This window comes from Ancylobacter mangrovi, assembly GCF_024752335.1.
GTDB lineage: Bacteria > Pseudomonadota > Alphaproteobacteria > Rhizobiales > Xanthobacteraceae > Ancylobacter > Ancylobacter mangrovi.
Map to the genome: position 1 here is coordinate 1,074,786 of NZ_JANTHY010000001.1, position 26,362 is coordinate 1,101,147.

Sequence of the window (26,362 nt, forward strand, 5' to 3'; positions counted from 1 at the left end):
CCTGGACGGAGAAGGGGTCGCAGCTGAGAGGGCGAGGCCGCATGCGGCTGCTACTGCGGTTCCTGGGTTTTCTGTTCGCCCTGGGCACCATTCTTTTCATCATCGGCGGCGGGGTCGCCGGCTTTTTCGTCTGGAAGTTCTCGCAGGACCTGCCGGACTACAGCCAGTTGCAGAACTACGAGCCCCCGGTGATGACCCGCATCCACGCCGCGGATGGCTCGCTGCTGGCCGAGTACGCCAAGGAGCGCCGGCTCTATCTGCCGATCCAGAACATTCCCGACCTCGTGAAGGAGGCCTTCATCTCCGCCGAGGACAAGAATTTCTACAGCCATGGCGGCATCGACATCACCGGCATCATCCGCGCCGCCTTCGCCTATCTGCAGAATTACGGCTCCGGCCGCCGCCCGCAGGGCGCCTCCACCATCACCCAGCAGGTCGCGAAGAACTTCCTCCTGACCAACGAGGTCTCGCTCGACCGCAAGATCAAGGAGGCGCTGCTCGCCCTGCGCATGGAGCAGGCCTATTCGAAGGACAAGATCCTCGAGCTGTACCTGAACGAGATCTATCTCGGCATCGGCTCCTACGGCGTCGCCGCCGCCTCGCTGCTCTATTTCGACAAGTCGGTTTCCGAGCTGACCGTCGCCGAGGCGGCCTATCTCGCCGCCCTGCCCAAGGGGCCGAACAACTACCACCCGTTCCGACACCACGAGGCCGCCGTCGAACGCCGCAACTGGGTGATCGATCGCATGGCCGAGAACGGCTACATCACGCAGGAGCAGGCCGACAAGGCGAAGGCGACCGACCTCGCCGTGACCGTGCGCCCGACCGGCGCGCACATCTTCTCGGCCGAATATTTCGCCGAGGAGGTGCGCCGCGAGATCTTCGAGCGCTATGGCGAGGATAAGCTGTATGGCGGCGGCCTGTCCGTCCGCACGACGCTCAATCCCAAGCTCCAGCTCATGGCCAAGAAGGCGCTGATCGACGGCCTCACCGGCTATGACGAGAAGCGCGGCTGGCACGGCGTCGTCTCGCGCATCGAGACTTCGGGCGACTGGGGCGCCCGGCTCGCCGACGTGAGTTCGTTCACCGACATTCCCTGGCGCCTCGCCGTGGTGCTGGAGGCGGACGGCGATTCGGCCCGCATCGGCCTGCAGCCGCAGCGCGACCGCTCCGGCAGCCTGTCCAAGCAGCGCCAGGTCGGGCTGATCACGCAGGACGGCGCCAAATGGGCGATTCGCGGCAAGAAGGCCGGCGTCGATTCGGTGCTGAAGCCGGGCGACGTGATCTATGTCGAGGCCATCGAGGGCAAGCCGGACCAGTGGCGGCTGCGCCAGGAGCCGAAGATCGAGGGCGCGCTCGTCGCCATGGATCCGCAGACCGGGCGCGTGCTCGCCATGGCCGGCGGCTTCTCCTTCGACGAGAGCCAGTTCAACCGCGCCACCCAGGCGATGCGTCAGCCGGGCTCCTCCTTCAAGCCGTTCGTCTACGCCGCGGCGATCGACAATGGCTACACGCCCTCCAGCATCGTGCTCGACGCGCCGTTCGAGCTGACCCAGCCGGGCCAGGACACGTGGCGGCCGAACAACTATTCCGGCAAGTTCTACGGGCCGCAGACGCTGCGCTTCGGCCTCGAAAACTCGCGCAACGTGATGACGGTGCGGCTCGCCAACGACCTCGGCATGCCCACCATCGTGGAATATGCGCGGCGCTTCGGCATCTACGACAATCTGCTGCCGGTGCTCTCCATGTCGCTCGGCGCGGGCGAGACCACGGTGATGCGGATGGCGGCCGGCTATTCGGAATTCGCCAATGGCGGCAAGAAGATCAAGCCGACCCTGATCGACCGCATCCAGGACCGCTACGGCAAGACCATCTACCGGCACGACGAACGCGAATGCCGGGGCTGCGACGCCAAGAAGTGGGAGCACCAGCCCGAGCCGACGCTGATCGACCGGCGCGAGCAGGTGCTCGACCCGATGACCGCCTACCAGATCACCTCGATGCTGGAAGGCGTGGTCCAGCGCGGCACCGGCTCGGCGCTCAAGGCGCTGGGCAAGCCGGTGGCGGGCAAGACCGGCACCACCAACGAAGAGAAGGACGCCTGGTTCGTCGGCTTCACCCCGGACATGGTGGTCGCCGTCTATCTCGGCTTCGACACGCCCAAGCCGATGGGCCATGGCTCGACCGGCGGCGTTCTCGCCGCGCCGGTGGTCCGCGACTTCATGCAGGCGGCGCTGGCCGACCGCCCGGCGGTGCCGTTCCGCGTGCCGCCCGGGATCAAGCTGGTTCGCGTCAACCCGAAGACCGGCCTGCGCGCCGGGCCGGGCGACCCCTCGATCCTCGAGGCGTTCAAGCCCGGCACCGCCCCGCCCGACAGCTACTCCGTCATCGGCGCGACCGATGCCTCCGGCAAGCCGATCGGCGTGTCGCCGGAGGCGGACCGGGCGCTCGGCAACAGCGGAACCGGCGGGCTCTACTGAGCCCGGCCGGCGCCGGCTCAGCCGTCATAGGGCATGGCAAGGAAGGCGGGCAGCGCCTCCGCCCGGGCGGTGAAGCGCGCCAGCGCCGGAAAGGCGTCGGCGGGCACCACCTCGGGGATCATGTTGCGCGTGAAGGTGAAGGCGACCGCGGCGGTGATGTCGGCCTGCATCGGCCGCTCGCCCGTCAGCCAGCCCTCGCCGATCTCAGCTTCCAATGCCCGGTAGGCGGCGAAGAGCTGGCCCTGCACGCGGTCCAGCCAGGGCTGGTGGCGCTTTTCTTCCGGGCGCAGCTGGTGCTCGTAGACGATCTGCACCGTCTTCTCGCAGGCCGCCAGCGCAAGGCCGACGAGCCGCTGGCTGCGGGCATGGGCGGCGATGTCGGCCGGCTCGAGGCTCATGCCGGGGGCGGCGAGGCGTTCGGCATGGGCGATAATGAGCGTCGAATCCATCAGCACCACGCCGTCATCCGTCACCAGCGTTGGCGCCTTCACCACCGGGTTGATCGCCGCGAAGGCGTCAAAGTGACGGAACACCGACACGCTCTCATGGGTGAAGGGCAGGTCGAGCGCGGTCAGCGAGATCGCGACGCGGCGGACATAGGGCGAATCGAGCATGCCGATCAGGCGCATTCGGGCTTTCCTCCTTGGGGCCGCTGGGCGGGGGGCTCCCGATCTTAGGGGCTGTCGCGCCGGGCGCCAGCGGGCTGCCGCCGGTCGAGCGTCAGGGTGGCGTACCGAGCCGGGTGCCGTGCCGCCCGCCGTTCGGCTCGCAACGCCGCCTGTTCCGCCATGCACGGCACCGCCCGTTTACAGCCATGCCCAACGCCTCTATTTTCCGCCGCCTTTCCGCGTCCTTTTGAGAGTGTCCCCATGCGCGCCGAGCTCGCCGCGAGCGTCGACGAAATCCGCGAAGCCGCCGGTCTCCTCCGGCAGCACATCGATTTCGACCGTTCCAAAGCCCGCCTGGCGGAGCTCAACGCGCTCGCCGAGGACCCCAATCTCTGGAACGATCCCGACCGCGCCCAGAAGCTGATGCAGGAGCGCGGCACGCTGGAGGACGGGCTCGGCGCGATCGAGCGCATCAACCGCGAGCTCGCCGACAATGTCGAGCTGATCGAACTCGGCGAGATGGAGGGCGACGAGGGCATCGTCGACGAGGCCGCCGCCGCGCTGGAACGGCTGAAGTCCGAGGTCGCCCGCCGCCAGCTCGAGGCGCTGCTCTCGGGCGAGGCGGACGCCAATGACAGCTATCTCGAGGTTCATGCCGGTGCCGGCGGCACCGACAGCCAGGACTGGGCCGAGATGCTGCTGCGCATGTATACGCGCTGGGCGGAGCGGCGCGGCTACAAGGTGGAGCTGATCGAGGATTCGCCCGGCGAAGCGGCGGGTCTCAAGTCGGCCACCGTGCTGATCAAGGGCCACAACGCCTATGGCTGGCTGAAGACTGAGGCCGGCGTGCACCGGCTGGTGCGCATCTCGCCCTTCGATTCGAACGCGCGGCGCCAGACCTCCTTCGCCTCGATCGACGTCTACCCGGTGATCGACGACCGCATCGTGGTCGACATCAAGGAAGCGGATGTGCGCGTCGACACGATGCGCTCGGGCGGTGCGGGCGGCCAGCACGTCAACAAGACCGAATCGGCCGTGCGCCTCACCCATATCCCGACCAGCATCGCCGTGGTGGCGCAGGGCGACCGCTCCCAGCACAAGAACCGCGCCACCGCATGGGACATGCTGCGCGCCAAGCTCTACGAGCTGGAGCTGAAGAAACGCGAGGCGCAGGCCGCCGCCGAGCAGGCCGCCAAGACCGACATCGGCTGGGGCCACCAGATCCGCTCCTACGTGCTGCAGCCCTACCAGCTGGTGAAGGACCTGCGCACCGGCGTCTCCTCGGGCACGCCGCAGGAAGTGCTGGACGGCGACCTCGACCCGTTCATGGAAGCGGCGCTGGCCCAGCGCGCCTATGGCGGCGGCCCGGCCGACGTCGAGGACGTCGACTGAGGGCGGCCGCCCGCCGGCCGCGCTCCCGGCCGGCGCGATCCGTCACAGCGCCTTCGCCGCCTCCAGCACCTCGTCGGCGTGGCCGGCGACCTTCACCTTGGGCCAGAGGCGGGCGATGCGCCCCTCGCGGTCGATCAGCACCGTGGTGCGCTCGACGCCCATGAACTTGCGCCCGTACATGCTTTTCTCGGTCCACACGCCATAGGCCTCAAGCACCGCGTGCGCCTCGTCGCCGGCCAGCGCCAGCGAGAGCGCCTGCTTGGAGCGGAAGCGCCCGATGGCGCGGTCCGAATCGGGCGAGATCCCGATGACGCGCGTATCCGCCGCCGCGAATTGCGGGCCGAGCCGGTCGAAGTCGTGCGCCTCGATCGTGCACCCCTGGGTACCGGCCTTCGGATAGAAGTAGAGCACCAGCTTGTGCCCCCGGCAGGCCGCGAGCGTCAGGCTCTCGCCGGTGTCGGTGGAAATCGTGAAGTCGGGGGCGGGGCTACCGACGTCGATACGCGTCATCTGCCTTCCTTTCGGCGGGTTTTGGGGTGATCGGCTGAAGAGGTGACGGTCGCTCCGCTGGCGGGAACTTTGAGGCAAAAGGTATCGCGGGGCTGGGGCGGCCCGGGCATTATGGCGCACGTCGCGGAGATTCGAAGCATTCATGAAGCAGCCGACCAGGCCGAAGGCGGGTGCCGGCGCGAAGCGCGTCATTAGGCGCCCGCGTCCACGGCGCGTCGCGAAGGCGGGCGTTGCGCGCTCCCGGCGCGGGCGCCGCTGGCTTCGAGTCTGCGGCTGGTCGTTCGGCACGCTGGTCGGCCTGACTTTCGCCGCCGCGTTCGGTCTGTACCTCATGTTCACCACCGGCATCCTGACCGTCGACATGGCGCGCCCCTATGTCGAAAGCGCGCTCGAATCGCGCCTCGGCGGTGGGCGCAAGGTGGCGATCGGCGAGATCGTCGCGGCGCGCGCGCCCGATGGTGGCATGCAACTCAGGGCGAGCAACATCACCGTGCGCGACGCGGCGGGCGACATCATCGCGGTGGCGCCGCAGGCCGAGGTCACGATGCAGGACGGCCTGCTGCCCTGGATCGCCCGGCCCCGGCGCATCGACCTTGTGGGCGTGAAGCTCATGGTGCGGGTAAACGCGCAGGGCGGCATCGTCATCTCGACCGAGGGCAGCAAGCCGCTGGAGACACCGGCGGAGGACAACGAGCCGGACGTCGACGATCCGGGCGCCGCCGGGCCGGATGCGAACGTGGCCGACACATCGGCGCCGCAGCCCGCGCCGCCCGCCGATGCGGCTGCGCCGGCCTCCACGGGCGCCGCCGTCGTTCCCGCCTCCGGCGCGGCGCCGACGCCGGTGGGACCGCTGCGCCTTTCCAGCCTCGCCGCCTTCGCCGACGGCATCGACCGTGGTGGTCTCGACGGCGCCGACCTCTCGGAAATCGGCCTCAAGGACGGCACGCTGGTAGTGCGCAGCGACATCAGCGGCCGGCAATGGACCTTCGACGACATCGACCTCTCGCTCTCGCGCCCGCCGGAAGGGGGCATGAGCTTCGACCTGACTGCCGGCGGTACGGATGGCCCCTGGTCGGCCAGCGCCACCATCGGCGGGCTCAGGAACGGCGAGCGCCCGCTCACGGTGAAGGTGCGCGACCTCGCCCCGCGCGACCTGATGATCGCCGCGGGCAAGGCCGATGCCGACCTCGTGGCGACCTCGCCCATCTCGGTCGACGTTTCCGCCCGCATCGACCGGAAGGGCGTGCTGATCGGCAGCGAGGGGCGTCTGGTGGCGGGGGCGGGCGAGTTCCAGCTCGGCCCCGACAAGGCCGGGCGGACCCTCGTCGACGAGGCCTCGCTGACCTTCCGCTACGATCCCGCGCGCCGCGTGCTGGCACTGGCGCCGCTGTCGATCCATGCCGGCCCGTTCGCTCTCCAGCTCACCGGCGAGGTGCAGGGGCCGGCTGACAGCAGCGGCAAGTGGCAGCTGCGCACGACGGCGGCGCGCGCGGTGTTCGGCGGCGGCGGCAAATATTCTGAGAACGAGCCGCCGCTGGTGCTCGACGACATCGCGCTCGCCCTCTCGATGGACCCGGCGCAGTCGCGCATCGTCATCGACCAGGGCGACCTGAAGGGGCCGCAGGGCGGGGTGAAGCTGACGGGTGCGCTCGACCTCGGCGGCGTCGAGCCCTCGCTCGCGCTTTCGGTCAGCGCGACGCCGATGTCGGCCACGTCGCTCAAGCGGCTGTGGCCGATCGTGGCCGCGCCGCCGGTGCGCAAATGGGTCTATGACCACGTCGTCTCCGGCGACGTGACCAGCGCCGAGATCTCCTTCACGGCGCCGCTCGGCTCGATCGGCAACAAGGAGCGCCCGCTGCCGGCCGACGCCGTTTCCATTATCGTCACCGGCAGCAACGGCGTGTTCCGCCCGATCCCCGACCTGCCGCCCTTCGAGGGCGCCGACATCAGCGTCCACGCCACCGGCCGCAGCGCCCATGTCGAAGCCACGAAGGCCAGCATCAACACGCCGGACGGGCGCAAGCTGGACTTCCCGCAGGGCGTGCTCGACGTGCCCGACGTGGTGGTCGACAACCCGCCGGCCAAGATCCAGGTGAGCGTGAGCGGCTCGGCGGCGGCAGCGGTCGAGCTCGGCAGCACGCCACCCCTGCGCGGCGCGGCGGCCGAGCAGATGGACCCGGCCGATGTCGACGGCACCATCAAGGGCACGGCGCAGATCAATGTCCGCCTGTCCGACCACATGACGCCGGCCGATGTCGATTACGCCTTCGATGCCAATCTGTCCGACTTCAGCGCCGACAACATCCTGCTCGGCCAGAAGCTGGACGACGCCACCGTGCGCGCCTTCGTGACCCCCGCCGCCACCGTGCTGCGCGGCGAGGGCAAGGTCGGCGGCGCGCTGGCGAGCTTCGAGTACACCAAGCCCGCCAAGGGCGACGCGACCTTCGCCGTCGCCGCCACGCTCGACGACGCGGCGAGGAGCAATCTCAATCTCGACCTCGCCAGCCTGTCGGGAACGGTGGGGGTGAAGCTCTCCGGCAAGATCGGGCCCAAGAGCAAGACCGCCGACGTCGACATCGACCTCACCCGCGCGCGCCTCGCCGAACTGGTGCCCGGCTGGTCGAAGCCCGCCGGCCGCCCGGCGCGGCTCACTGCCAAGGCGGTGGTGACCAACTCCGAGACCGAGCTCGACGACCTCGTCATCACCGGGCAGGGCGTCAACATACGCGGCTCGGTCGACCTCGATGCCAAGGCCTCGCTGGTGAGCGCCAACCTGCCGACCTTCCAGCTCTCGGACGGCGACAAGGCGAGCGTGAAGGCGGAGAACGTCGACGGGGTGATGAAGCTGACCGTGCGCGGCGAGGTGATCGAGGCGCGCGCCTTCCTCAAGAACCTGCTCGAGGCCCCGGTCGCCGGGCGCCAGAACGACAAGCCGGCCGACATCGACCTCGACGTCAATCTCGGCGTGGTGGCGGGCAACAATGGCGAGACCATGCGCCAGGCGGTGCTGCGCATGTCGCGGCGCAACGGGACGCTCACCGCCTTCGACCTCGCCGCGCTGGTCGGGCGCGACGGCGGGGTGAAGGGCGAACTGACCAAGCAGGGCGGCCAGCGCGTGCTGCGCGTGGCGACCAGCGACGCCGGCGCGCTGCTGCGCTTCGTCGATCTCTACACCCGCATCTATGGCGGCGACCTGTGGATTGACGTCGACCCGCCGAGCGGTGACGGCAGGCCGCAGAGCGGCGTGGTCAACATGCGCGACTTCGTGATCCGTGGCGAGCCCGGGCTCGACCGGCTGATCGCCGCCGCCCCGACCCAGACGAAGGACGGCCGGCCGGCGCCGGGCGCGGCGATAGCCTTCCGCAAGCTGCAGGCCGACTTCCAGCGCTCGGCCGAGCAGCTCACCATCCGCGAGGGCGCGATCTGGGGCCCGACCATGGGCTCGACCTTCGACGGCACGCTCGACTTCGCCGCCGACCGGGTCGCGGTGCGCGGCACCTATGTGCCGGCCTTCGGGCTTAACAACCTGTTCAGCCGGGTGCCGGTGCTGGGCTTCTTCCTCGGCGGCGGGCCGAATGAGGGGCTGGTGGGCGTGACCTACGAGGTCGTCGGCCCGCTCAGTGGCCCGACGCTGCGGGTGAACCCGATCTCGGCGGTGGCGCCGGGCTTCCTGCGCAAGATCTTCGAGTTCCGGCAGGCGCCGGACCCGACCCCGCCGGCGCTGGTGCCCACGCGCTAGCGGACGGCCGGGCGTGCGGCCGGGTGTTTTCCGCCATGAGGCGCGGAGGCGCGCGGCGCGCGCCGGCTCACACCGGCTTCAGCAGCACGTGCTTCTTCTTGCCGAAGGAGAGCTTGATCACGCCTTCCGGCGTCAGGTCGGCTGGGGTGAGGACGCGCTTGTCGTCGGTCACGACGACGTCGTTGACCCGCAGCCCCCCGCTCTTGATCTGCCGCCGCGCCTCGCCATTGGAGGCGACGAGGCCCGCCACCTCGGAGAAGGCGGAGAGCACGCCGATCCCGTCCGCACCGAGCGTGCCGCCCGCCAGCTCGACGGTCGGCAGGTCGGCGGCGAGCGCGCCTTCCTCGAAGGTCTTGCGCGCCGTCTCCGCCGCCGCTTCGGCCGCCGCGCGGCCGTGCAGCATGGCTGTGACCTCGGTGGCGAGGATCTTCTTCACCTCGTTGATCTCCGCCCCGCCAAGCGCGGAGAGGCGGGCGATCTCGGACATCGGCAGCGTGGTGTAGAGCTTGAGGAAGCGTGTAACGTCCGCGTCCTCGGTGTTGCGCCAGTACTGCCAGAACTCGTAGGCGCCGAGCATGTCGGCGTTCAGCCACACCGCGCCGTTGGCGGACTTGCCCATCTTGGCGCCGGAGGCTGTGGTGAGCAGCGGCGAGGTGAGCGCATAGAGCTGCGGCGTGCCCATGCGGTGGCCGAGATCGATGCCGTTGACGATGTTGCCCCACTGGTCCGAGCCGCCCATCTGCAGCCGGCAGTCGTAGCGCTTGGCCAGCTCGACGAAGTCGTAGGCCTGCAGGATCATGTAGTTGAACTCGAGGAACGACAGCGACTGCTCGCGCTCGAGCCGCATCTTCACGCTGTCGAAGGACAGCATGCGGTTGACCGAGAAGTGCCGGCCGACGTCGCGCAGGAATTCGAGGTAGTTGAGGCCCCGCAGCCATTCGGCGTTGTTGATCATCAGCGCGCTGGTGGCGCCGGCGTCGTAGTCGAGATAGTTCGAGAACACCCGCTTGATCGAGGCGATGTTGGCCTCGATCGTGTCCAGCGTCATGAGCTGGCGCGCCTCGTCCTTGAAGGAGGGGTCGCCGACCATGCCGGTGCCGCCGCCCATCAGCGAGACCGCGCGATGCCCGGTCGCCTGCAGCCAGTGCAGCATCATGATCTGGATCAGCGAGCCGGCGTGGAGGCTCGGCGCGGTCGGATCGAAGCCGATATAGGCGGTGACGGTTTCCGTAGCGAAAAGCTTGTCGAGACCTTCATCATCGGAGATCTGATGGATGAAGCCGCGCTCGTCGAGCGTGCGGAGGAAATCGGATCGGAAGCTCATCATCTCGGCCTGCCGGCATCAACGCCATATTAGGAACGGGCCGGTGATGTAACAGCTTCACGCGGGGAAAGCATCCCGGAGACTTGTGCATGGACCGGCCTGTCAAGGCGATCGGGCTGATGAGCGGGACCTCGCTCGACGGCGTCGACGTGGCGCTAATCGAGACCGACGGCGAAGACGTCGACGGGTTAGGTCCCGGACGGACCTTCCCCTATGAAGCGGCAGACCGCGCGCTGTTCGAGCAGGCGCTCGAGGCGGCGACCAGCCTTACCGACCGCTCGGCGCGTCCCGGCGTGATCGAGGAGGCGGAGCAACTCCTGACCGAGCGCCACGAGCAGGCGCTGGCCGCGTTCTTCACCGAATTTCCCGAGCATCGCGACGTCTCCGTCATCGGCTTCCACGGCCAGACGGTGCTGCACCGGCCGGAGCGGCGCCTCACCGTGCAGATCGGCGACGGGCCGGCGCTGCTGGACGCGGTGCGGGCCATGGTGCCGGCGCCCGGCCCGGTGCTGGCCTATGACCTGCGCGCCGCCGACGTCGCAGCGGGCGGGCAGGGGGCGCCGCTGGTGCCGGTTTATCATCGCGCGCTGGCGCGCCGGCTCACTTCTCCCGGGCCGATGCTGGTGCTCAATCTCGGGGGCGTCGCCAACATCACCTTCATCGACGGCGAACGCGATCCGGTGGCCGGCGACACCGGCCCCGCCAACGCGCTGATCGACGACTTCATGAAGGCCTGCACCGGCACGCCCTGCGACCGCGACGGCGCGGCGGCCGCGCGCGGTACGGTCGACGAAGGCGCGATCGCACGGCTGCTCGACCACCCCTTCTTCGCCAAGGCGCCGCCCAAGTCGCTCGACCGCAACGACTTCCGCGCCTGGGTGGCGCAGCGCGGCGGCCTCGACTCCATGGGCCTCGAAGACGGCGCGGCGACGCTCACCGCGCTCACCGCCGCCTCGGTGGCCGCCTGCCTGCCGCTTCTGCCGGCGCGCCCGCGCCTCGTCATCGTGGCGGGTGGCGGGGCGCGCAACCCGACCCTGCTCGCCATGCTGCGTGCGCGGCTGGGCATCGAGCTGGTCACGGCCGACGCGGTCGGGTGGTCCAGCGACTTCCTGGAGGCGCAGGCCTTCGGCTTTCTCGCCGTGCGCGCGGTGCGCGGCCTGCCGCTCACTTTTCCCACCACGACCGGCGCGCCGCGCCCCCTTTCCGGCGGCCGGATTCTCTGCGCCTGAGGCGTCGTGGACGCGGTGAAAGCCGAATTGAAGATTATCTTCAGAAAAACTGAATTTATTGATCGATCGTCGCAGTATTCCTGAAATGCAATGGTGCGATGCAAAACTCGATGATGCGGCGCACAAAATCCAGTATATCTTGAGGGCTCCCGGGAAGTCCGGCTCGCCAGGCAGGCAGCTTCCGCAAAACAAGCCTGGACAGAACTTTGGAGCAAAGAAGATGCGCAGCCTTTTCCGCGACATCCTGCCCCTGGCCGTTGCCGGGGGCCTCATCGCCGTCGCCGTCATCGCCCCGCTGCGCGCCGAGGAGGCGCACAAGGTGGCAGAAGCCGGCCTTCAGCCCGGCGCGGCGCAGAAGATCGAACTCGGCTACGTCACCGGCATCGCCTATTACGTCGCCCAGGATGACGGCTACCATGTCGTCGCCACGCTGAGCGCGGCCAATGGCGCGCCGGTACGCGTCGCCGCCACGCTTCAGCCCGAGCAGGTGGTGAGCTTCTCCGTCCCCGGCGCGAGCGACGGCGTGACCCGCACCGTCGAGATCGCCCGCCGCGGCGATGCCGTGCTGGTCACCAATCCGGCCCGCCTCGTCCTGAACTGACGCGGAGCGGCCGGAAAGAAAAAGGCCCGGCACGAGGCGCGCCGGGCCTTTTTCATGTCGTCCTTCGCCGGCCCCGCCGCGACGGGAGCCTGGCGCCCAAGCGGGGCGCTCAGGCGGCGCTGGTCTTCTTGGCGGTGCCGGGCAGGCGCTTGTCGAGATAGGTGCCCACCACTTCCATCAGCTCGTCGGTCTTGCCGTCGAAGAAGTGGTTGGCCTCCGGCACGGTCTGCTGCTCGATGATGATGCCCTTCTGGGTCTTCAGCTTCTCGACCAGGCCGGTGACGGCGGAGAACGGCACCACCGCGTCCTTGTCTCCATGGACGAACAGGCCCGAGGACGGGCAGGGCGCCAGGAACGAGAAGTCGTAGAGATTGGCCGGCGCGGCGATGGAGATGAAGCCCTCCACCTCGGGCCGGCGCATCAGAAGCTGCATGCCGATCCAGGCGCCGAAGGAGAAGCCGGCGATCCAGCAGGCGCGCGCGTCAGGGTTGATCGACTGCGCCCAGTCCAGCGCCGCGGCGGCATCCGCCAGCTCGCCTTGGCCGTGGTCGAACGAGCCCTGCGAGCGGCCGACGCCGCGGAAGTTGAACCGCAGCGTCGAGAATCCGCGATTCACGAACTGGTAATAGAGGTTGTAGACGACCGGATTGTTCATCGTGCCCCCGAACTGCGGGTGCGGGTGCAGGATGATGGCGATCGGCGCATGGCGCGTCTTGGCCGGCTGATAGCGGCCTTCGAGACGCCCCTTCTCGCCGGTAAAGATGACCTCGGGCATGAAGTTCGAAACCTTGGGATACGGTGCGGGCGGATCCGATGATTTCCGGGCCCGGCGCGGGCCGTGGAGCCTACGCCGTCCGGACCTGATCTTGCCGCGAGCGCCTTGACGGCAAGGGGTATGAATCCTAATTTATTAGAATAATTCTAACTTTCAACGTCCGGTTGCAGCGGTTGCGCGCTCAATCGCCTACTGGCCAACCCGACGTAGATGCGGATGCGAAGCTATGCCGGACGGCGACTCAATTTGCAAGCTCGCCGAGTGCAGGGCAGGCGCATCGCGCAGGCAATACCTATATAGGACGTGAGCCCGGCAATTCGAGCCCACGAGCATCATGCACGAACGAACCTATCTTGATCATAACGCCACCGCCCCGATCCGCCCCGAGGCGCGCGCGGCCCTGATCGAAGCGCTGGACGCGACCGGGAACGGCTCGGCGGTCCATGGCGAGGGACGCGGTGCGCGCGCGACCATCGAGGCCGCGCGGGCGCGCGTCGCGGCAATGGTCGGTGCGGACCCGCGCGGGGTGATCTTCACCGCCGGCGGCACCGAGGCCGACACGCTCGCCCTGACGCCCGATTTCAGCCGCGGCGAGGCGCCGCTCGGCTGCGACGTGCTGCTCACCAGCGCCGTCGAGCATGCCGCCGTGCTGCGCGGCCACCGGTTCCCCGCCGAGCGGGTCGAGCTGCTGCCCGTCGATGCGCGCGGGCGCGTGGTGCTGGAGGAGCTGGACGCGGCGCTCGAGCGCACGACGCAGGCCGGCCGGCGCGCCCTGGTCTCGGTCATGCTGGCGAACAACGAGACCGGCGTGATCCAGCCGCTCGCCGAGGTGGCGCGCCGCGCCCATGCCCACGGCGCGCTGGTGCATGCCGATGCGGTGCAGGCTGCCGGCCGCATCCCGGTGTCGATCGGGGCGCTCGGCGTCGACCTGCTGTCGCTCTCGGCGCACAAGATCGGCGGCGCGCCCGGGGCCGGGGCGCTGGTCGCCACCGACCCGGACCTGCGCCCCGCGCCGGTGTTCGCCGGCGGCGGGCAGGAGAGGGGCCGCCGGGCCGGCAGCGAGAACATTCCCGCCATCGCCGCGTTCGGCGCGGCGGCGGAGCGCGCGGGCGCGTCGGTCATAGACGAAATGGCGCGCATCGACGCCTTGCGCGAACGGCTTGAAAGCGCTCTAAGAAGCGAGTTCCCCGAGCTGGTCCTGCTCGTCGGCGACGTCGAGCGCCTGCCCAACACGTCGTGCCTCGCCTTTCCGGGCGTGCCCGCGGAAACCTTGGTGATCGCGCTCGACCTGGCAGGGGTTGCGGCCAGTGCCGGTGCCGCCTGCTCGTCGGGCAAGGTCACCGCGTCGCACGTGCTGGGAGCGATGGGCGTGCCGGAGCGGATCGCCCGTTCCGCCATCCGCCTGTCCTTCGGCTGGTCGAGCGGGGAAGAGGATGTCGACCGGGCACTCGGCGCCTTCCGCCGTGTGTGGCCCGGTCTTTTGCGTCGCGCCCGCGCGGCGTGACGAAGCGAAGAGCGCCCGTGCCCGGCACGGCGCCGAACGTGCCTTTCCCCTTGCGGTTTCGCGCGCACGAAGCAGCTTAAGGGGTCCAGTTGACCTGACCCGCGGGCCTTGACCCCGCGCGGGAGAGGAGATGAGACGATGCCGGCGGTACAGGAGACAGTGGAGCAGGTCCGCTCCATCGACGTCGATCAGTACAAGTACGGGTTCTTCACCGATATCGAGTCGGAGAAGGCCGCAAAGGGTCTCACCGAGGAGACCGTCCGCTTCATTTCGGCCAAGAAGGACGAGCCGGAATGGATGCTGGAATGGCGGCTCGAAGCCTTCCGGCGCTGGCAGACCATGCGCGAGCCGGACTGGGCGCGGGTGAACTATCCGCCGATCGACTACCAGGAGCTCTACTACTACGCCGCTCCGAAGAAGAAGGACGGGCCGAAGTCGATCGACGACATCGACCCGGAGATCCTGGCGACCTATGAGAAGCTCGGCATCCCGCTGCGCGAGCGCGACGCGCTGCTCGGCATCGAGAGCGGCGCCTCACGGGTGGCGGTCGACGCGGTGTTCGATTCGGTCTCGGTGGCGACGACCTTCAAGGAAGAGCTCGCCAAGGCCGGCGTGATCTTCATGCCGATCTCCGAGGCGATCCGCGAATATCCCGAGCTGGTGAAGAAGTATCTCGGCTCGGTGGTCCCGGTTACCGACAACTTCTTCGCCACGCTGAACTCGGCAGTGTTCTCCGACGGCTCCTTCGTCTACGTGCCGAAGGGCGTGCGCTGCCCGATGGAGCTGTCGACCTATTTCCGCATCAACGAGCGCAACACCGGCCAGTTCGAGCGCACGCTCATCATCGCCGACGAGGGCGCCTATGTGAGCTATCTCGAAGGCTGCACCGCACCGATGCGCGACGAGAACCAGCTCCACGCCGCCGTGGTCGAGCTGGTTGCGCTGGCCGATGCCGAGATCAAGTACTCGACGGTCCAGAACTGGTACCCGGGCGACAGCCAGGGCAAGGGCGGCATCTACAACTTCGTCACCAAGCGCGGCGACTGCCGCGGCGACCGCTCCAAGATCTCCTGGACCCAGGTCGAGACCGGCTCGGCGATCACCTGGAAATACCCGAGCTGCATCCTGCGCGGCGACGAGAGCCGCGGCGAGTTCTACTCGATCGCTATCTCGAACGGCTACCAGCAGGTCGACAGCGGCACCAAGATGATCCATCTCGGCAAGAACACGACCAGCCGGATCATCTCCAAGGGCATCGCTGCCGGCCACTCGGACAACACCTATCGCGGGCTCGTCTCGGCGCACCGCAAGGCGACCGGCGCGCGCAACTTCACCAACTGCGACTCGCTGCTCATCGGCGACAAGTGCGGGGCGCACACCGTGCCCTATATCGAGTCGAAGAACTCCAGCGCGCAGTTCGAGCACGAGGCCACCACCTCGAAGATCTCCGAGGACCAGCTGTTCTACTGCCAGCAGCGCGGCCTCGATCCCGAGGAGGCGACCGCGCTGATCGTGAACGGCTTCGTCAAGGACGTGCTCCAGCAACTCCCGATGGAGTTCGCGGTCGAGGCGCAGAAGCTGATCTCGGTCAGCCTGGAAGGCTCGGTGGGCTGACGCCCCTTTCGATCTTCGTCGTTCCGGAGGCGGCCCGGCCGTGCTGCGGAACCTCAATCGGACATCAGCGCCACCCGACCGCGGGGACGATGCGCTCCAGAACGGAATTGATGAAATGGCCATGCTCGAAATCGACAACCTCCACGCCAAGATCGAAGGCGACGAGGGCCGGGAAATCCTCAAGGGGCTGACGCTCAGCGTGAACCCCGGCGAGGTGCACGCCATCATGGGCCCGAACGGCTCGGGCAAGTCGACCCTTTCCTACATCCTCGCCGGCAAGGAGGATTACGAGGTCACCGACGGCTCCGTCACCTTCGAGGGCGAGGACCTTCTGGAGATGGAGATCGACGAGCGCGCCGCGAAGGGCCTGTTCCTCGCCTTCCAGTACCCGATCGAGGTGCCCGGCGTCGCCACCATGACCTTCCTTCGCTCGGCGCTGAACGCGCAGCGCAAGAAGCGCGGCGAGGAGGAAATCTCCACCCCGGACTTCCTGCGCCTCATCCGCGAGCGCGCGGGCGGGCTCGGCATCAGCCAGGACATGCTGAAGCGCGGCGTCAATGTCGGCTTCTCCGGCGGCGAGAAGAAGCGCGCCGAGATCCTGCAGATGGCGGTGCTCCAGCCCAAGCTGTGCATCCTCGACGAGACCGATTCCGGCCTCGATATCGACGCGCTCAAGGTCGTCTCCGAGGGCGTGAACGCGCTGCGCTCGCCGGACCGCGCGATGATCGTCATCACCCACTACCAGCGCCTGCTCAACCACATCGTCCCCGACGTCGTCCATGTGATGAACAAGGGCCGCATCGTGCGCTCGGGCGGCAAGGAGCTGGCGCTCGAGCTCGAGGCCAATGGCTATGCCGAGTACCAGCAGGACGCGGCGTGAGGAGAGGATGATGAACGCTGACATCCGTCCGATCCGGACGCCGGCCGAGCAGGCGCTCATCGCCGAGCTCGACCAGCTCCGCTCGGTGAACGACCGGCTGGGCGATCTGCGCCTCGCCGCGGCCCGTTCCTTCGAGGAGAACGGCCTGCCGCACCGGCGCGTCGAGGAGTGGAAGTACACAGACCTGCGCACGCTGATGCGTGACGCGGTTCCGGTCGCCGGCACCGCTGCCGTCGCGGAGGCCGACGCCCGCGCGAAGCTCCTGCGCGAGGTCGAGGCCCGCCGCATCGTGGTCGCCAACGGCGCGGTGGTGCCGGAGCTGTCCGACTTCTCGGCTCTGGAAGAAGGTCTGGCGCTGCGCAGCCTCGCCGACGTGATCGCCTCCGGCGACGACGTGGCGGCGCGCATCGGCGGCATCGTCCCCGGCCGCTACGACGCGGCGCTGGCGCTCAACACCGCGCTGGCGAAGGACGGCGTCGTGCTCGAGGTCGCGGCCGGCGCGCATATCGAGCGCCCGGTCCACGTGGTCCACGTCTTCGCCGGCAGCGCGCCGGCGGCGAGCTACGCCCGCTCGCTGGTCGTGGTCGGCGAGGGCGCGACGCTCACCTATGTCGAGAGCTTCGAGGGGCCGGCAGGCATCGCCTACCAGGTCAACAGCGCCACCGAATTCTATGTCGGCGACGAGACCCATCTCGACGTGGTGCGCCTTCAGGACGAGAGCGCGAGCGCGATCCATCTCTCGACCCTGCTGTTCGAGGTCGGGCGGCGGACGCAGCTCCACACCTTCACCTTCGCCACGGGCGCCGCCGTCGCGCGTACCTCGCTCTACGCGACGCTGTCGGGCGAGGACAGCCACATCGCCTTCAACGGCGCCACGCTGCTGAAGGACCGCCAGCATTCGGACTCGACCCTGTTCGTCGACCACAAGGTGCCGGGCTGCGAGAGCCGGGAGCTGTTCAAGACCGTGCTCGACGATCAGAGCCGCGGCGTGTTCCAGGGCAAGATCGTGGTCCGCCAGGCGGCGCAGAAGACCGACGGGCGGATGATGAGCCGCGCGCTGGTGCTCGGCGACGACGCCGAGATGGACAACAAGCCGGAGCTGGAGATCTTCGCCGACGACGTGCAGTGCGGCCATGGCGCCACCTGCGGCGCCATCGACGACGAACTGCTGTTCTACCTGCGCGCCCGCGGCATTCCGCTCAAGGAGGCGCAGAGCCTGCTCGTACAGGCCTTCGTCGGCGAGGCGATCGAGACCGTCGAGCATGACGGCCTGCGCGAGGCGCTGATCGCCTGTGCGGAAGGCTGGCTGAAGGCGCGGGCCTGAGGCCCGCCACGCCGCCCGTTGATGTCGTCATCCCGGACGCGGCACAGCCGCGATCCGGGGTCGTCCGCGGAAATAGGGGCCGCTGTCGGCCCGCGATCCCGGCTCGAAGCTTCGCTTCGTCCGGGATGACGCCCTCTGGAGAGGCCGCACCATGACCGAGCCGGTCACCATCCATCCCGCCGTCGCGAACGGCACCTATGACGTCCACCGCGTGCGGCAGGATTTCCCGATCCTGTCGAAGACGGTCTACGGCAAGCCGCTGGTCTATCTCGACAACGCCGCCTCGGCCCAGAAGCCGGTGCAGGTGCTGGACCGCATGCGCTTCGCCTATGAGAACGAATATTCCAACGTTCATCGCGGCCTGCACTTCCTCGCCAACGCGATGACCGAGGCCTATGAGGAGGCGCGCGAGCGCTGCCGCGCCTTCCTCAACGCGTCGACGGTGGAGGAGGTGATCTTCACCCGCTCCGTCACCGGCGCGCTCAACCTCGTTGCCTCCTCGCTCGGCCAGTCGATCGGCGAGGGCGACGAGATCGTGCTCTCGATCATGGAGCACCACTCCAACATCGTGCCGTGGAACTATCTGCGCGAGCGCAAGGGCGCGGTGATCCGCTGGGCGCCGGTGACGGAGGAGGGCGCGTTCGATCTCGACGCGTTCAAGGAACTGCTGAACGAGCGCACCAGGATCGTCGCCGTCACCCACATGTCGAACGTGCTCGGCACGGTGACGCCGATCAGGGAGATCGCGCGCCTCGCCCATGAGGTCGGCGCGGTGGTGGTGGTCGACGGCGCGCAGGCGGCGGTGCACATGCCGGTCGACGTGCAGGAACTCGGCGTCGATTTCTACGGCGTCACCGGCCACAAGCTCTACGGGCCGACCGGCATCGGCGTGCTGTACGGCCGGCGCGAGCTGCTCGAGAAGATGCCGCCCTATGAGGGCGGCGGCGAGATGATCCGCACCGTCACCGAGGACGGCGTGACCTATGGCGAGCCGCCGCACCGCTTCGAGGCCGGCACGCCGCCGATCGTGCAGGCGATCGGGCTCGGCGAGGCGCTGGCCTATATGGAGAGCCTCGGCCGCGAGCGCATCGCCGCGCACGAGGCCTCGCTCGCCGCCTATGCCAAGGAGCGGCTGTCGCAGATCAATTCGATCCAGATCTATGGCGACGCGCCGGGCAAGGGCGCCATCTTCGCCTTCGACGTGAAGGGCGCCCATCCGCACGACATCGCCACCATCATCGACCGCGCCGGCGTTGCCGTGCGCGCGGGCACCCATTGCGCGATGCCGCTTCTGGGGCGATATGGTGTAACGGCGACGTGCCGGGCGTCGTTCGCGCTCTACAACACGCATGAGGAAGTCGACGCGCTTGCCGACGCCCTCATCAAGGCTCAGGATCTTTTCGCATGAGCGAGACCCAGACCAGCGGCGCCGCCGCCGCGGACAGCCCGAACGCGCCGGAGATCGATTCCGCGATCCCGCAGGAGGAGCTTGAGCGCCTGACCGACGAGATCGTCTCGGCGCTGAAGACCGTCTACGACCCGGAAATCCCGGTCGACATCTACGAGCTCGGGCTCATCTACAAGGTCGACATCACCGACGACCGGCAGGTCGCGGTCGAGATGACGCTGACCACGCCCAACTGCCCCTCCGCCGCCGAGTTGCCCGGCATGGTGGAAGGCGCGGTGGCGAGCGTGGGCGGGGTGTCCGGCGTCACCGTCAACCTCACCTTCGACCCGCCCTGGGACCAGGGGCGGATGTCGGAAGAGGCGCGGCTGGCGCTCAATCTCTGGTGAGTTCGATGCCGGGCCGGGCGGGCATGCCGCCGATCACCGGCGTTCTCGAAACCGGGCTCTATGTCGACGACCTCGCCCGCGCCCGCGACTTCTACGAGCGCGTGCTGGGGCTCGAGCCCATGGTCGCCGACACCCGCTTCTGCGCCTACAATGCCGGACCGGCGAGCGTGCTGCTGCTGTTCACGCGCGGCGGTACGCTGGAGCCGGTCGAGCTCGACGGCGGCACCATCCCGCCCCATGACGGTCACGGGCCGCTGCATTACGCGCTGGCGATCCCCGCCGGCTCGGTCGAGGCGTGGCAGGCCCATCTGACCGGGCAGGGTGTGACGATCGAGAGCCGGGTCGACTGGGGAGGCGGCGGCATCAGCCTCTATTTCCGCGACCCGGACGCCAATCTCGTCGAACTCGCGACGCCCGGCCTGTGGCTGAACTACTGACGCCGGAAGCCGCGCAGGCTGGCGAGCCTTGCGTCCCGCGCCCCGCCGCTGCGCAGACGCCCTGACTTGTACCGGGCGGCGGAGTGCCCCATCTTAGGCGTACCGATCCGCCGGCCTTGAACCGGCGCCGATGTGGAGACGAGCTTAAATGACCGAGACCCGTTCCCGTCCGCCCGTGATGCGTCTCACCGACGCCGCGGCGGCGCGCGTGCGCAGCATCATCGAGCGTTCCGACAGGCCCGTGATCGGCCTGCGCGTGGGCGTGAAGAACGGCGGCTGCGCTGGCATGGAATACACGATGGAATTCGCCGAGCAGGCCGGGCGCTTCGACGAGGTCGTCGAGGACAAGGGCGTGAAGGTGCTCATCGATCCGAAGGCGGTGCTGTATCTGCTCGGCACCGAGATGGATTTCCGCACCGACAAGCTCGCGGCCCAGTTCGTGTTCAACAATCCGAACCAGACCTCTGCCTGCGGCTGCGGCGAATCGGTCGCCATCACGCCGGCCCAGCCGGAGGCCTCGGTCGGCGCCTGATCCCGGCCGGAGCGCCGCGCGGGAGCGCATCTCATGGACGAGGCAGCGGTCGCGGACATCTTCGCAGCCTTCGGTCCGGTGCGCTGCCGGCGCCTGTTCGGCGGGCTTGGCGTCTATGCCGACGGGGTGATGTTCGCGCTCGTCATCAAGGGGCGCATCTATCTCAAGACCGACGAGGACTTCGCCCGGGCGCTGGCCGCGCGCGGGGCGGAGCCGTTCGTCTATGAGGCGAAGGGCCGCGCGGTGACGGTCGCCTACTGGTCGCTGCCCGAGGCGGCGCTGGACGATGCCGACGACGCGGCCGAGCTCGCCCGCGCGGCGCTCGGCATCGCGCGCATGGCCGCGGGGGCGAAGCGGCCGCGCGCAAAAGGGCGGGGCGCCGCCCGGCGGGGCAGCCTGCCCGCCTGAAGGGAGGCCGACCGCAAGCCCCGCGCCTAACCCTCGCGCGCTTGCTCCCGTCGCCGCGCGATGCCTACCTTGGCGCCTGCGGTGCGGATTCGAGCCAGGACGGGCGGCATGAACTTCAGCGATTTCAGCGAACTCGACGGCCTCGGCGAGGTCCTGATCCTGCACGGGCTCAACGTATTCTACGCGGTCGTGCTGCTGATCGTCGGCTGGTGGGTGTCGAGCCTCATCGAGCGGCTGGTGACGCGCGCCCTGAGCGCGACGCACCGCGTCGATCCGACCATCGTCGGCTTCGCCGCCAGTCTGGCGCGCTATTCGGTGCTGGTGTTCGTCGGCATCGCGGTGCTGCAGCGCTTCGGCATCCAGACCACCAGCATCATCGCCGTGCTGGGCGCGACCTCCCTCGCCATCGGCCTAGCCCTGCAGGGCACGTTGCAGAACGTCTCTGCCGGGGTGATGCTTCTGCTGTTCCGCCCGTTCAAGGTCGGCGACGCGGTCGAGGTCGGCGGGCAGGCGGGGACGGTGAAGGGGCTGTCGCTCTTCACCACCGAGATCGCCTCGGGCGACAATGTGCAGGTGCTGATGCCCAACAGCCGCGTCTGGGGCGGGCCGATCGTCAACAAGTCGGTCTATGGCGCGCGCAGCTTCAGCTTCTCGCTCGAGCTGAAGCCGGACGACGATATCGAAGGGGTGATGGCGGACGGGCTCGCCTTCCTGAAGGCGGATGCGCGCGTCGCCGCCGCGCCCGGTCCCTCGGCGGCGATTTCGAAGATCTCACTGGACCGGGTGGAGATCGGCTTTTCCGGCTGGGCCTCGGCGGCGGATGCCGGCGGGGCGCGGGGCGATCTCGTCGCCTATCTGCGCAGCCGCATCAGGGACGGCGCGCCGAAGTCCTCGTGAGGAAGGCGGGCCTCAGCCCGCCTTGATCCGCACCGGCCGCAGCAGGAACGCCGGCAGGTGCGAGGTATCGGCCGGCTCGTCCATCGGCGCCGACCGTTCGTTACGGCGATGCGACAGCGGTGTGACCGGCGCGCGCGCCGGAGCGGCGCTGGCCGCCGGCTTGTTCGCGGGCCTCGCGGCAGAGGCCGGAGCCTTGGCCGCCGGGGCCCTGGCCGCCGGAGCGCTGGCGGCAGTCGCCTCGCCCGACGCAGCACCCGATTTGGCGGAGCGGCGGCGCGAGGGCTTGGCGGCGGCGATCTCCTGCACCTCGTCCATGGCGGGCTCGGCCTTGGGAGCCGGACGCTCGGCACCGTCGCGCCGTCGAGCCGGGCGGGCGCCGCGACGTTCGCCGTCGCCATCGCGCCCACGGCCGCGTTCACCGCCACGCTCGCTTCCACGCGCGCGCGGCTCGGAGGGCTTCACCGTGTCGAGGCCGGCACCGTCCTTCCAGTCGATCGAGCGGCCGATCAGCTTCTCGATCGCCGCCACCGACTTCACCTCGGCCGGGGTGACGATGGTGAACGCCGCGCCGGCGCGGCCGGCACGCCCGGTGCGGCCGATGCGGTGGACATAGTCCTCGGCGTGGTGCGGCGTGTCGTAGTTGAAGACATGGCTCACCGCCGGAATGTCGAGCCCGCGGGCGGCGACGTCGGAAGCGACCAGCAGGTTCGCCTCGCCGGTGCGGAACTGGTCGAGCGCCTGCATGCGCGAGCGCTGGTCCATGTCGCCATGCAGCGCGACCACCTTGAAGCCGTGGCGCTGCAGCGACTTGTGCACCACCGCGACATCGCGCTTGCGGTTGCAGAAGATGATGCCGTTCTGCAGGTTCTCGGCGTTCTGGATCAGGCTGCGCAGCGTCTCGCGCTTCTCGTAGTCCTCCTTGCCGGAGGCGACCAGAAGCTGCGTGATGGTCGACGCGGTGGAGGAGGGGCGCGAGGCCTCGATCTGCACCGGATTGGAGAGGAACTGCGAGACGAGGCGCTGGATCTCCGGCGGCATGGTGGCCGAGAAGAACAGCGTCTGGCGCGTGAACGGCACCAGCTTGCAGACGCGCTCGATGTCCGGGATGAAGCCCATGTCGAGCATGCGGTCGGCCTCGTCGATGACGAGGATCTCGATGCCCGACAGCAGCAGGCGCCCGCGCTCGACATGGTCGAGCAGGCGGCCCGGCGTGGCGATCAGCACGTCGACGCCGCGCAGCAGCTTGGCGTCCTGGTCGCCGAAGGAGACGCCGCCGATTAGCAGCGCCACGTTTACTTTGTGATTCTTGCCGTAGCGGGTGAAGTTCTCTTCCACCTGCGCGGCGAGTTCGCGCGTCGGCTCGAGAATCAGCGTGCGCGGCATGCGCGCCCGGGCGCGACCCTGTTCAAGCAGGGTCAGCATGGGCAGCGTGAAGGCGGCCGTCTTTCCGGTGCCGGTCTGGGCGAGGCCCAGAACGTCGCGGCGCGCGAGCACGTGCGGGATCGCCTGCGCCTGGATTGGCGTGGGCTCGGTATAGCCGGTGTCGGCAACGGCCGAGAGCACCTTGTCGCTCAGGCCCAGTTCGGTAAAAGGCATCTAGGATCAATTCTGCGGCAGCGCACCGCTTGCCAGCGCCCTCGAGCCGTAACCGGGAACGGGCTGCAATGTCGTCGCGCGGAACGCATCGGTCGGATTTATTAGACGACGCGCCGCAACATAGGCACAATGCTCGGAAAGTCAATGGAAATCGGTCCTGTCAAGAGTTTTCGCAGGTCTGCCGCGCGCCTCTTCTCCGGGAGGCTCGCGCGATGAGCCGCGCTTTCGTGAAGGAAGACGGCGGCGGCGAGGCGCTGCCCGAGCGTCCGGTCAGTGCCGAGCGCAATCTCGTCACCCGCCGCGGCCTTGCGCTGATCGAGCTCGAGGCGGCGCGCCAGCGTGCGGCGCTCGCTGCCGCCACCGCCCGCGGTGAGCGTGACGCCGTGGCCGCCGCCTCGCGCGAGCTGCGCTACTGGAGCGCGCGCCGCGCCAGCGCCGAGCCGGTCGATCCCCCGCAGGAGGGCGAGGCCATTACCTTCGGCATGGCCGTGACGCTTGAGGACGCAGCCGGGCGGCGGCGCACTTTCCGGATCGTCGGCGAGGACGAGGCGGACCCCAAGCTCGGGCGCATCGCCTGGATCTCGCCGGTCGCCCGCGCGCTGACCGGCAAGTGGATCGGCGACGAGATCGAGCTGCCCGCCGGCACGATGGAGATCGTCGCCGTGGACCGCACGGCCGAGCCCGCACCCGAGGCGACGCCGGAATAGCCGCTCCCGAGCCGCGGGACGAGCACCGCACGCGGCGCCGCGAGGCTCTTCTTTTCAATTGTTCCAATCTGTATCCTCGCCGGGCCCGGCATGGCGCCGGGCGCCTCGGGCGGGCCGCGTCCGCTGAAACCGTCCGCCGCCATGGTTCGCCTGCGCCGCGTGTGGATGAGCACGATCCGCCCGCTGCTCGTCCTCATTCCCGCCCTTGGTCTGATAGCCGGCTTCTCGCTGCTGGCGGCGGGGCGCGGCCCGGCGGCCGGCGCGGTCTGGGCGCTGGCGACGCTGCCCGTGGTCGGGGCGCTGCTGGCGCAGATCGTCACCAGCCTGCGGCGCGGCGACACCGGGCTCGACATCGTCGCCGCGCTGTCCATGGGCGGTGCGCTGCTGCTCGGCGAGTATCTCGCCGGCGTGGTCGTCGCGCTCATGTATGCGGGCGGCCAGTATCTCGAGGCGTTTGCCGAGCGGCGTGCCCAGCGCGAGATGGAGGCGTTGCTTGAGCGCGCCCCGCGCGCGGCGATGAAATACGGCGAGGGCGGCCTGCAGGAAGTCGCGATCGAGGCGGTCGTGCCGGGCGACCGCGTCCTGGTGCGCAAGGGCGAGGTGGTGCCGGTCGACGGCCGGGTCGCGGAGGGGCTGGCCCTGCTCGATCTCTCCGCGCTGACCGGCGAGGCGCTGCCGGTGACGCATGGCGTTGGCGGCGAGGTGCCGAGCGGAGCGCTCAATGCCGGCGCGCCGTTCGATCTCGTGGCCGAGCGCCCGGCGGCGGAGAGCACCTATGCCGGCATCGTGCGGCTGGTCGAGGCGGCGCGCGATGCCAAGGCGCCGATCGGCCGCCTCGCGGACCGCTATGCGCTGGTCTTCCTCGCCGTGGTGCTGGTGATCGCGGGCGGCGCCTATCTCGTCACCGGCGAGCCGGTGCGCGCGCTCGCCGTACTGGTCACCGCGACCCCTTGCCCGCTCATCCTCGCCGTGCCGGTGGCGCTGATCGCCGGCGTCTCGCGGGCGGCGAAGCGCGGCGTGCTGGTGAAGGGCGGCGGCGCGCTGGAGGCGCTGGTTGGCATCCGCACCGCGGTCGTCGACAAGACCGGCACCCTGACCTATGGCCGCGCCGGGCTGGTGAGGATCGAGACCTTCGGCCAAGCATCCGCCGACGAGGTGCTGCGCCTCGCCGCCTCGGTCGACCAGGCCTCGAAGCACGTGGTCGCCTCCGCGCTGGTGAACGCGGCGCAGGCGCGCGGCCTCGCGCTCACCCCGCCGAGCCATGTGGAAGAGGCGCCCGGCGAGGGCGTGGAAGGCGAGGTGGACGGGCACCGGGTACGCGTCGGCGGCATCTCCTATGTGCGCCGGGCGAGCGCAGGCTTCGAGGAAGGCGGCTCCCGCCTGCCGGGCACGCTGCGGGTGGCGGTCGCCGTCGACGGCCGGCCGGCGGGCCTCATGCTGCTGGAGGACGGGCTGCGCGCCGAGGCGATGGACGCGCTCGGCGCCTGGCGCCGGCAGGGGGTGAGCCGCATCGTCCTCGCCTCGGGCGACCGGCGGGACGTCGCCGAGCGCATCGGCGCGGCGCTCGGCGTGGACGCGGTGAAGGCCGAGCTCCGCCCGCAGGACAAGGTTGCCATCATCGAGGAGGAGCGCCAGCGCGGGCCGGTGATGATGCTCGGCGACGGAGTCAACGACGCCCCCGCGCTCGCCGCCGCGACGCTCGGCGTCTCCATGGGCGCTCGCGGCGCCGCCGCTTCCTCGGAAGCGGCCGACGCGGTGCTGATGACCGACCGGCTGGACCGGCTGGGCGAGGCGATGGGCATCGCCCGCCGTTCGCTCGCCATCGCGCGGCAGAGCGTGCTGGCCGGCATCGGCCTGTCCTTCCTCGCCATGGGGTTCGCCGCCGCCGGCCTGCTGAGCCCGGTGCAGGGGGCGTTGGCGCAGGAGGCGATCGACGTCGCGGTGATCCTCAACGCGCTCCGCGCGCTGGGCGGACGGCCGGCGGCGGGCTAGGTGCGGCGGGTCGTCGGCC

At 69.5% G+C, this 26,362-nt stretch carries 22 protein-coding genes; 17 read left to right on the forward strand and 5 right to left on the reverse strand.

All coding sequences use genetic code 11. The annotated features are described in order from the left end of the window. Positions 1 to 41: 41 nt before the first annotated feature. Positions 42 to 2,480 carry a penicillin-binding protein 1A gene (locus NVS83_RS05245; protein WP_258730522.1) on the forward strand — a complete coding sequence of 813 codons (2,439 nt, stop codon included), beginning with the start codon at positions 42 to 44 and terminating at the stop codon, positions 2,478 to 2,480. Between the two features lie 17 nt (positions 2,481 to 2,497). On the opposite strand, the gene NVS83_RS05250 is transcribed toward NVS83_RS05245, so the two are convergent. Beyond that, a complete protein-coding gene (locus NVS83_RS05250) occupies positions 2,498 to 3,109 on the reverse strand; it encodes a glutathione S-transferase (protein ID WP_258738358.1) in 612 nt (203 codons plus the stop codon). 240 nt (positions 3,110 to 3,349) lie between these two features. On the opposite strand from NVS83_RS05250, the gene prfB reads away from it, so the two are divergent. Then, on the forward strand, positions 3,350 to 4,480 hold the full coding sequence (prfB, locus tag NVS83_RS05255) for a peptide chain release factor 2 (RefSeq protein WP_258738359.1): 1,131 nt from the start codon (positions 3,350 to 3,352) through the stop codon (positions 4,478 to 4,480). Between the two features lie 42 nt (positions 4,481 to 4,522). On the opposite strand, the gene NVS83_RS05260 is transcribed toward prfB, so the two are convergent. Continuing rightward, the gene (locus NVS83_RS05260; RefSeq protein WP_258738360.1) at positions 4,523 to 4,990 is read right to left on the reverse strand and encodes a peroxiredoxin; all 468 of its coding nucleotides are present in this window, start codon (positions 4,988 to 4,990) and stop codon (positions 4,523 to 4,525) included. A gap of 142 nt (positions 4,991 to 5,132) precedes the next feature. On the opposite strand from NVS83_RS05260, the gene NVS83_RS05265 reads away from it, so the two are divergent. Beyond that, on the forward strand, positions 5,133 to 8,729 hold the full coding sequence (locus NVS83_RS05265) for a DUF3971 domain-containing protein (RefSeq protein ID WP_258738362.1): 3,597 nt from the start codon (positions 5,133 to 5,135) through the stop codon (positions 8,727 to 8,729). A 67-nt stretch (positions 8,730 to 8,796) separates the two neighbouring features. Here the strand turns inward: NVS83_RS05265 and tyrS are convergent, their stop codons facing one another. Continuing rightward, entirely contained in the window at positions 8,797 to 10,056 is a 1,260-nt protein-coding gene (gene tyrS, locus NVS83_RS05270) for a tyrosine--tRNA ligase (protein WP_258730517.1), read from the reverse strand. An 86-nt stretch (positions 10,057 to 10,142) separates the two neighbouring features. Here tyrS and NVS83_RS05275 point away from each other — a divergent pair, with 86 nt between their 5' ends. Both NVS83_RS05275 and NVS83_RS05280 read left to right on the forward strand, forming a co-directional pair. Beyond that, the gene (locus tag NVS83_RS05275) at positions 10,143 to 11,282 is read left to right on the forward strand and encodes an anhydro-N-acetylmuramic acid kinase (protein ID WP_258738363.1); all 1,140 of its coding nucleotides are present in this window, start codon (positions 10,143 to 10,145) and stop codon (positions 11,280 to 11,282) included. A 220-nt stretch (positions 11,283 to 11,502) separates the two neighbouring features. Next, complete coding sequence (locus NVS83_RS05280) at positions 11,503 to 11,883, forward strand: hypothetical protein (RefSeq protein WP_258738364.1); 381 nt, start codon at positions 11,503 to 11,505, stop codon at positions 11,881 to 11,883. 109 nt (positions 11,884 to 11,992) lie between these two features. Here the strand turns inward: NVS83_RS05280 and NVS83_RS05285 are convergent, their stop codons facing one another. Further along, on the reverse strand, positions 11,993 to 12,658 hold the full coding sequence (locus NVS83_RS05285; RefSeq protein ID WP_258730514.1) for an alpha/beta hydrolase: 666 nt from the start codon (positions 12,656 to 12,658) through the stop codon (positions 11,993 to 11,995). A gap of 334 nt (positions 12,659 to 12,992) precedes the next feature. Here NVS83_RS05285 and NVS83_RS05290 point away from each other — a divergent pair, with 334 nt between their 5' ends. From NVS83_RS05290 to NVS83_RS05335, 10 genes are all read left to right on the forward strand, one after another. Beyond that, positions 12,993 to 14,162 carry a cysteine desulfurase family protein gene (locus tag NVS83_RS05290; RefSeq protein WP_258738365.1) on the forward strand — a complete coding sequence of 390 codons (1,170 nt, stop codon included), beginning with the start codon at positions 12,993 to 12,995 and terminating at the stop codon, positions 14,160 to 14,162. A 138-nt stretch (positions 14,163 to 14,300) separates the two neighbouring features. Beyond that, positions 14,301 to 15,776 carry a Fe-S cluster assembly protein SufB gene (gene sufB / locus NVS83_RS05295; RefSeq protein ID WP_258730512.1) on the forward strand — a complete coding sequence of 492 codons (1,476 nt, stop codon included), beginning with the start codon at positions 14,301 to 14,303 and terminating at the stop codon, positions 15,774 to 15,776. 121 nt (positions 15,777 to 15,897) lie between these two features. Next, positions 15,898 to 16,656: a Fe-S cluster assembly ATPase SufC gene (gene sufC, locus NVS83_RS05300; protein ID WP_258738489.1), complete on the forward strand. Its 759-nt coding sequence runs from the start codon at positions 15,898 to 15,900 to the stop codon at positions 16,654 to 16,656. Between the two features lie 10 nt (positions 16,657 to 16,666). Further along, positions 16,667 to 17,980 (forward strand): Fe-S cluster assembly protein SufD, encoded by a 1,314-nt coding sequence (sufD, locus tag NVS83_RS05305; protein ID WP_258738366.1) that lies wholly within the window; start codon positions 16,667 to 16,669, stop codon positions 17,978 to 17,980. A 151-nt stretch (positions 17,981 to 18,131) separates the two neighbouring features. Next, positions 18,132 to 19,388, forward strand: coding sequence for a cysteine desulfurase (locus NVS83_RS05310; protein WP_258738367.1), 1,257 nt, complete (start codon positions 18,132 to 18,134; stop codon positions 19,386 to 19,388). Continuing rightward, the gene (locus tag NVS83_RS05315) at positions 19,385 to 19,774 is read left to right on the forward strand and encodes an SUF system Fe-S cluster assembly protein (protein ID WP_258738368.1); all 390 of its coding nucleotides are present in this window, start codon (positions 19,385 to 19,387) and stop codon (positions 19,772 to 19,774) included. Before NVS83_RS05310 ends, NVS83_RS05315 begins: the two co-directional genes overlap by 4 nt. A 5-nt stretch (positions 19,775 to 19,779) precedes the next feature. Beyond that, positions 19,780 to 20,211, forward strand: a complete 432-nt coding sequence (locus NVS83_RS05320; protein ID WP_258738369.1) for a VOC family protein — start codon at positions 19,780 to 19,782, stop codon at positions 20,209 to 20,211. Between the two features lie 148 nt (positions 20,212 to 20,359). Continuing rightward, positions 20,360 to 20,743: a Fe-S cluster assembly scaffold SufA gene (gene sufA / locus NVS83_RS05325; protein ID WP_258738370.1), complete on the forward strand. Its 384-nt coding sequence runs from the start codon at positions 20,360 to 20,362 to the stop codon at positions 20,741 to 20,743. Between the two features lie 33 nt (positions 20,744 to 20,776). Further along, the gene (locus tag NVS83_RS05330; RefSeq protein WP_258738371.1) at positions 20,777 to 21,151 is read left to right on the forward strand and encodes a TfoX/Sxy family protein; all 375 of its coding nucleotides are present in this window, start codon (positions 20,777 to 20,779) and stop codon (positions 21,149 to 21,151) included. Positions 21,152 to 21,259: 108 nt separating this feature from the next. Continuing rightward, positions 21,260 to 22,048, forward strand: a complete 789-nt coding sequence (locus NVS83_RS05335) for a mechanosensitive ion channel family protein (protein ID WP_258738372.1) — start codon at positions 21,260 to 21,262, stop codon at positions 22,046 to 22,048. Positions 22,049 to 22,060: 12 nt separating this feature from the next. On the opposite strand, the gene NVS83_RS05340 is transcribed toward NVS83_RS05335, so the two are convergent. After that, a complete protein-coding gene (locus tag NVS83_RS05340) occupies positions 22,061 to 23,644 on the reverse strand; it encodes a DEAD/DEAH box helicase (RefSeq protein WP_258738373.1) in 1,584 nt (527 codons plus the stop codon). Between the two features lie 212 nt (positions 23,645 to 23,856). Here NVS83_RS05340 and NVS83_RS05345 point away from each other — a divergent pair, with 212 nt between their 5' ends. Both NVS83_RS05345 and NVS83_RS05350 read left to right on the forward strand, forming a co-directional pair. Further along, positions 23,857 to 24,351, forward strand: coding sequence for a GreA/GreB family elongation factor (locus tag NVS83_RS05345; protein WP_258738374.1), 495 nt, complete (start codon positions 23,857 to 23,859; stop codon positions 24,349 to 24,351). A gap of 141 nt (positions 24,352 to 24,492) precedes the next feature. Then, complete coding sequence (locus tag NVS83_RS05350; protein ID WP_258738375.1) at positions 24,493 to 26,343, forward strand: heavy metal translocating P-type ATPase; 1,851 nt, start codon at positions 24,493 to 24,495, stop codon at positions 26,341 to 26,343. The last annotated feature ends 19 nt before the right edge of the window (positions 26,344 to 26,362 follow it).

What these genes read in the sequence shown, in the direction of transcription:
- NVS83_RS05245 (WP_258730522.1), top strand. Translation starts at nt 42, where the DNA reads ATGCGGCTGCTACTGCGGTTCCTGGGTTTTCTGTTCGCCCTGGGCACC.
- NVS83_RS05250 (WP_258738358.1), bottom strand. Translation starts at nt 3,109, where the DNA reads ATGCGCCTGATCGGCATGCTCGATTCGCCCTATGTCCGCCGCGTCGCG.
- prfB (WP_258738359.1), top strand. Translation starts at nt 3,350, where the DNA reads ATGCGCGCCGAGCTCGCCGCGAGCGTCGACGAAATCCGCGAAGCCGCC.
- NVS83_RS05260 (WP_258738360.1), bottom strand. Translation starts at nt 4,990, where the DNA reads ATGACGCGTATCGACGTCGGTAGCCCCGCCCCCGACTTCACGATTTCC.
- NVS83_RS05265 (WP_258738362.1), top strand. Translation starts at nt 5,133, where the DNA reads ATGAAGCAGCCGACCAGGCCGAAGGCGGGTGCCGGCGCGAAGCGCGTC.
- tyrS (WP_258730517.1), bottom strand. Translation starts at nt 10,056, where the DNA reads ATGATGAGCTTCCGATCCGATTTCCTCCGCACGCTCGACGAGCGCGGC.
- NVS83_RS05275 (WP_258738363.1), top strand. Translation starts at nt 10,143, where the DNA reads ATGGACCGGCCTGTCAAGGCGATCGGGCTGATGAGCGGGACCTCGCTC.
- NVS83_RS05280 (WP_258738364.1), top strand. Translation starts at nt 11,503, where the DNA reads ATGCGCAGCCTTTTCCGCGACATCCTGCCCCTGGCCGTTGCCGGGGGC.
- NVS83_RS05285 (WP_258730514.1), bottom strand. Translation starts at nt 12,658, where the DNA reads ATGCCCGAGGTCATCTTTACCGGCGAGAAGGGGCGTCTCGAAGGCCGC.
- NVS83_RS05290 (WP_258738365.1), top strand. Translation starts at nt 12,993, where the DNA reads ATGCACGAACGAACCTATCTTGATCATAACGCCACCGCCCCGATCCGC.
- sufB (WP_258730512.1), top strand. Translation starts at nt 14,301, where the DNA reads ATGCCGGCGGTACAGGAGACAGTGGAGCAGGTCCGCTCCATCGACGTC.
- sufC (WP_258738489.1), top strand. Translation starts at nt 15,898, where the DNA reads ATGCTCGAAATCGACAACCTCCACGCCAAGATCGAAGGCGACGAGGGC.
- sufD (WP_258738366.1), top strand. Translation starts at nt 16,667, where the DNA reads ATGAACGCTGACATCCGTCCGATCCGGACGCCGGCCGAGCAGGCGCTC.
- NVS83_RS05310 (WP_258738367.1), top strand. Translation starts at nt 18,132, where the DNA reads ATGACCGAGCCGGTCACCATCCATCCCGCCGTCGCGAACGGCACCTAT.
- NVS83_RS05315 (WP_258738368.1), top strand. Translation starts at nt 19,385, where the DNA reads ATGAGCGAGACCCAGACCAGCGGCGCCGCCGCCGCGGACAGCCCGAAC.
- NVS83_RS05320 (WP_258738369.1), top strand. Translation starts at nt 19,780, where the DNA reads ATGCCGGGCCGGGCGGGCATGCCGCCGATCACCGGCGTTCTCGAAACC.
- sufA (WP_258738370.1), top strand. Translation starts at nt 20,360, where the DNA reads ATGACCGAGACCCGTTCCCGTCCGCCCGTGATGCGTCTCACCGACGCC.
- NVS83_RS05330 (WP_258738371.1), top strand. Translation starts at nt 20,777, where the DNA reads ATGGACGAGGCAGCGGTCGCGGACATCTTCGCAGCCTTCGGTCCGGTG.
- NVS83_RS05335 (WP_258738372.1), top strand. Translation starts at nt 21,260, where the DNA reads ATGAACTTCAGCGATTTCAGCGAACTCGACGGCCTCGGCGAGGTCCTG.
- NVS83_RS05340 (WP_258738373.1), bottom strand. Translation starts at nt 23,644, where the DNA reads ATGCCTTTTACCGAACTGGGCCTGAGCGACAAGGTGCTCTCGGCCGTT.
- NVS83_RS05345 (WP_258738374.1), top strand. Translation starts at nt 23,857, where the DNA reads ATGAGCCGCGCTTTCGTGAAGGAAGACGGCGGCGGCGAGGCGCTGCCC.
- NVS83_RS05350 (WP_258738375.1), top strand. Translation starts at nt 24,493, where the DNA reads ATGGTTCGCCTGCGCCGCGTGTGGATGAGCACGATCCGCCCGCTGCTC.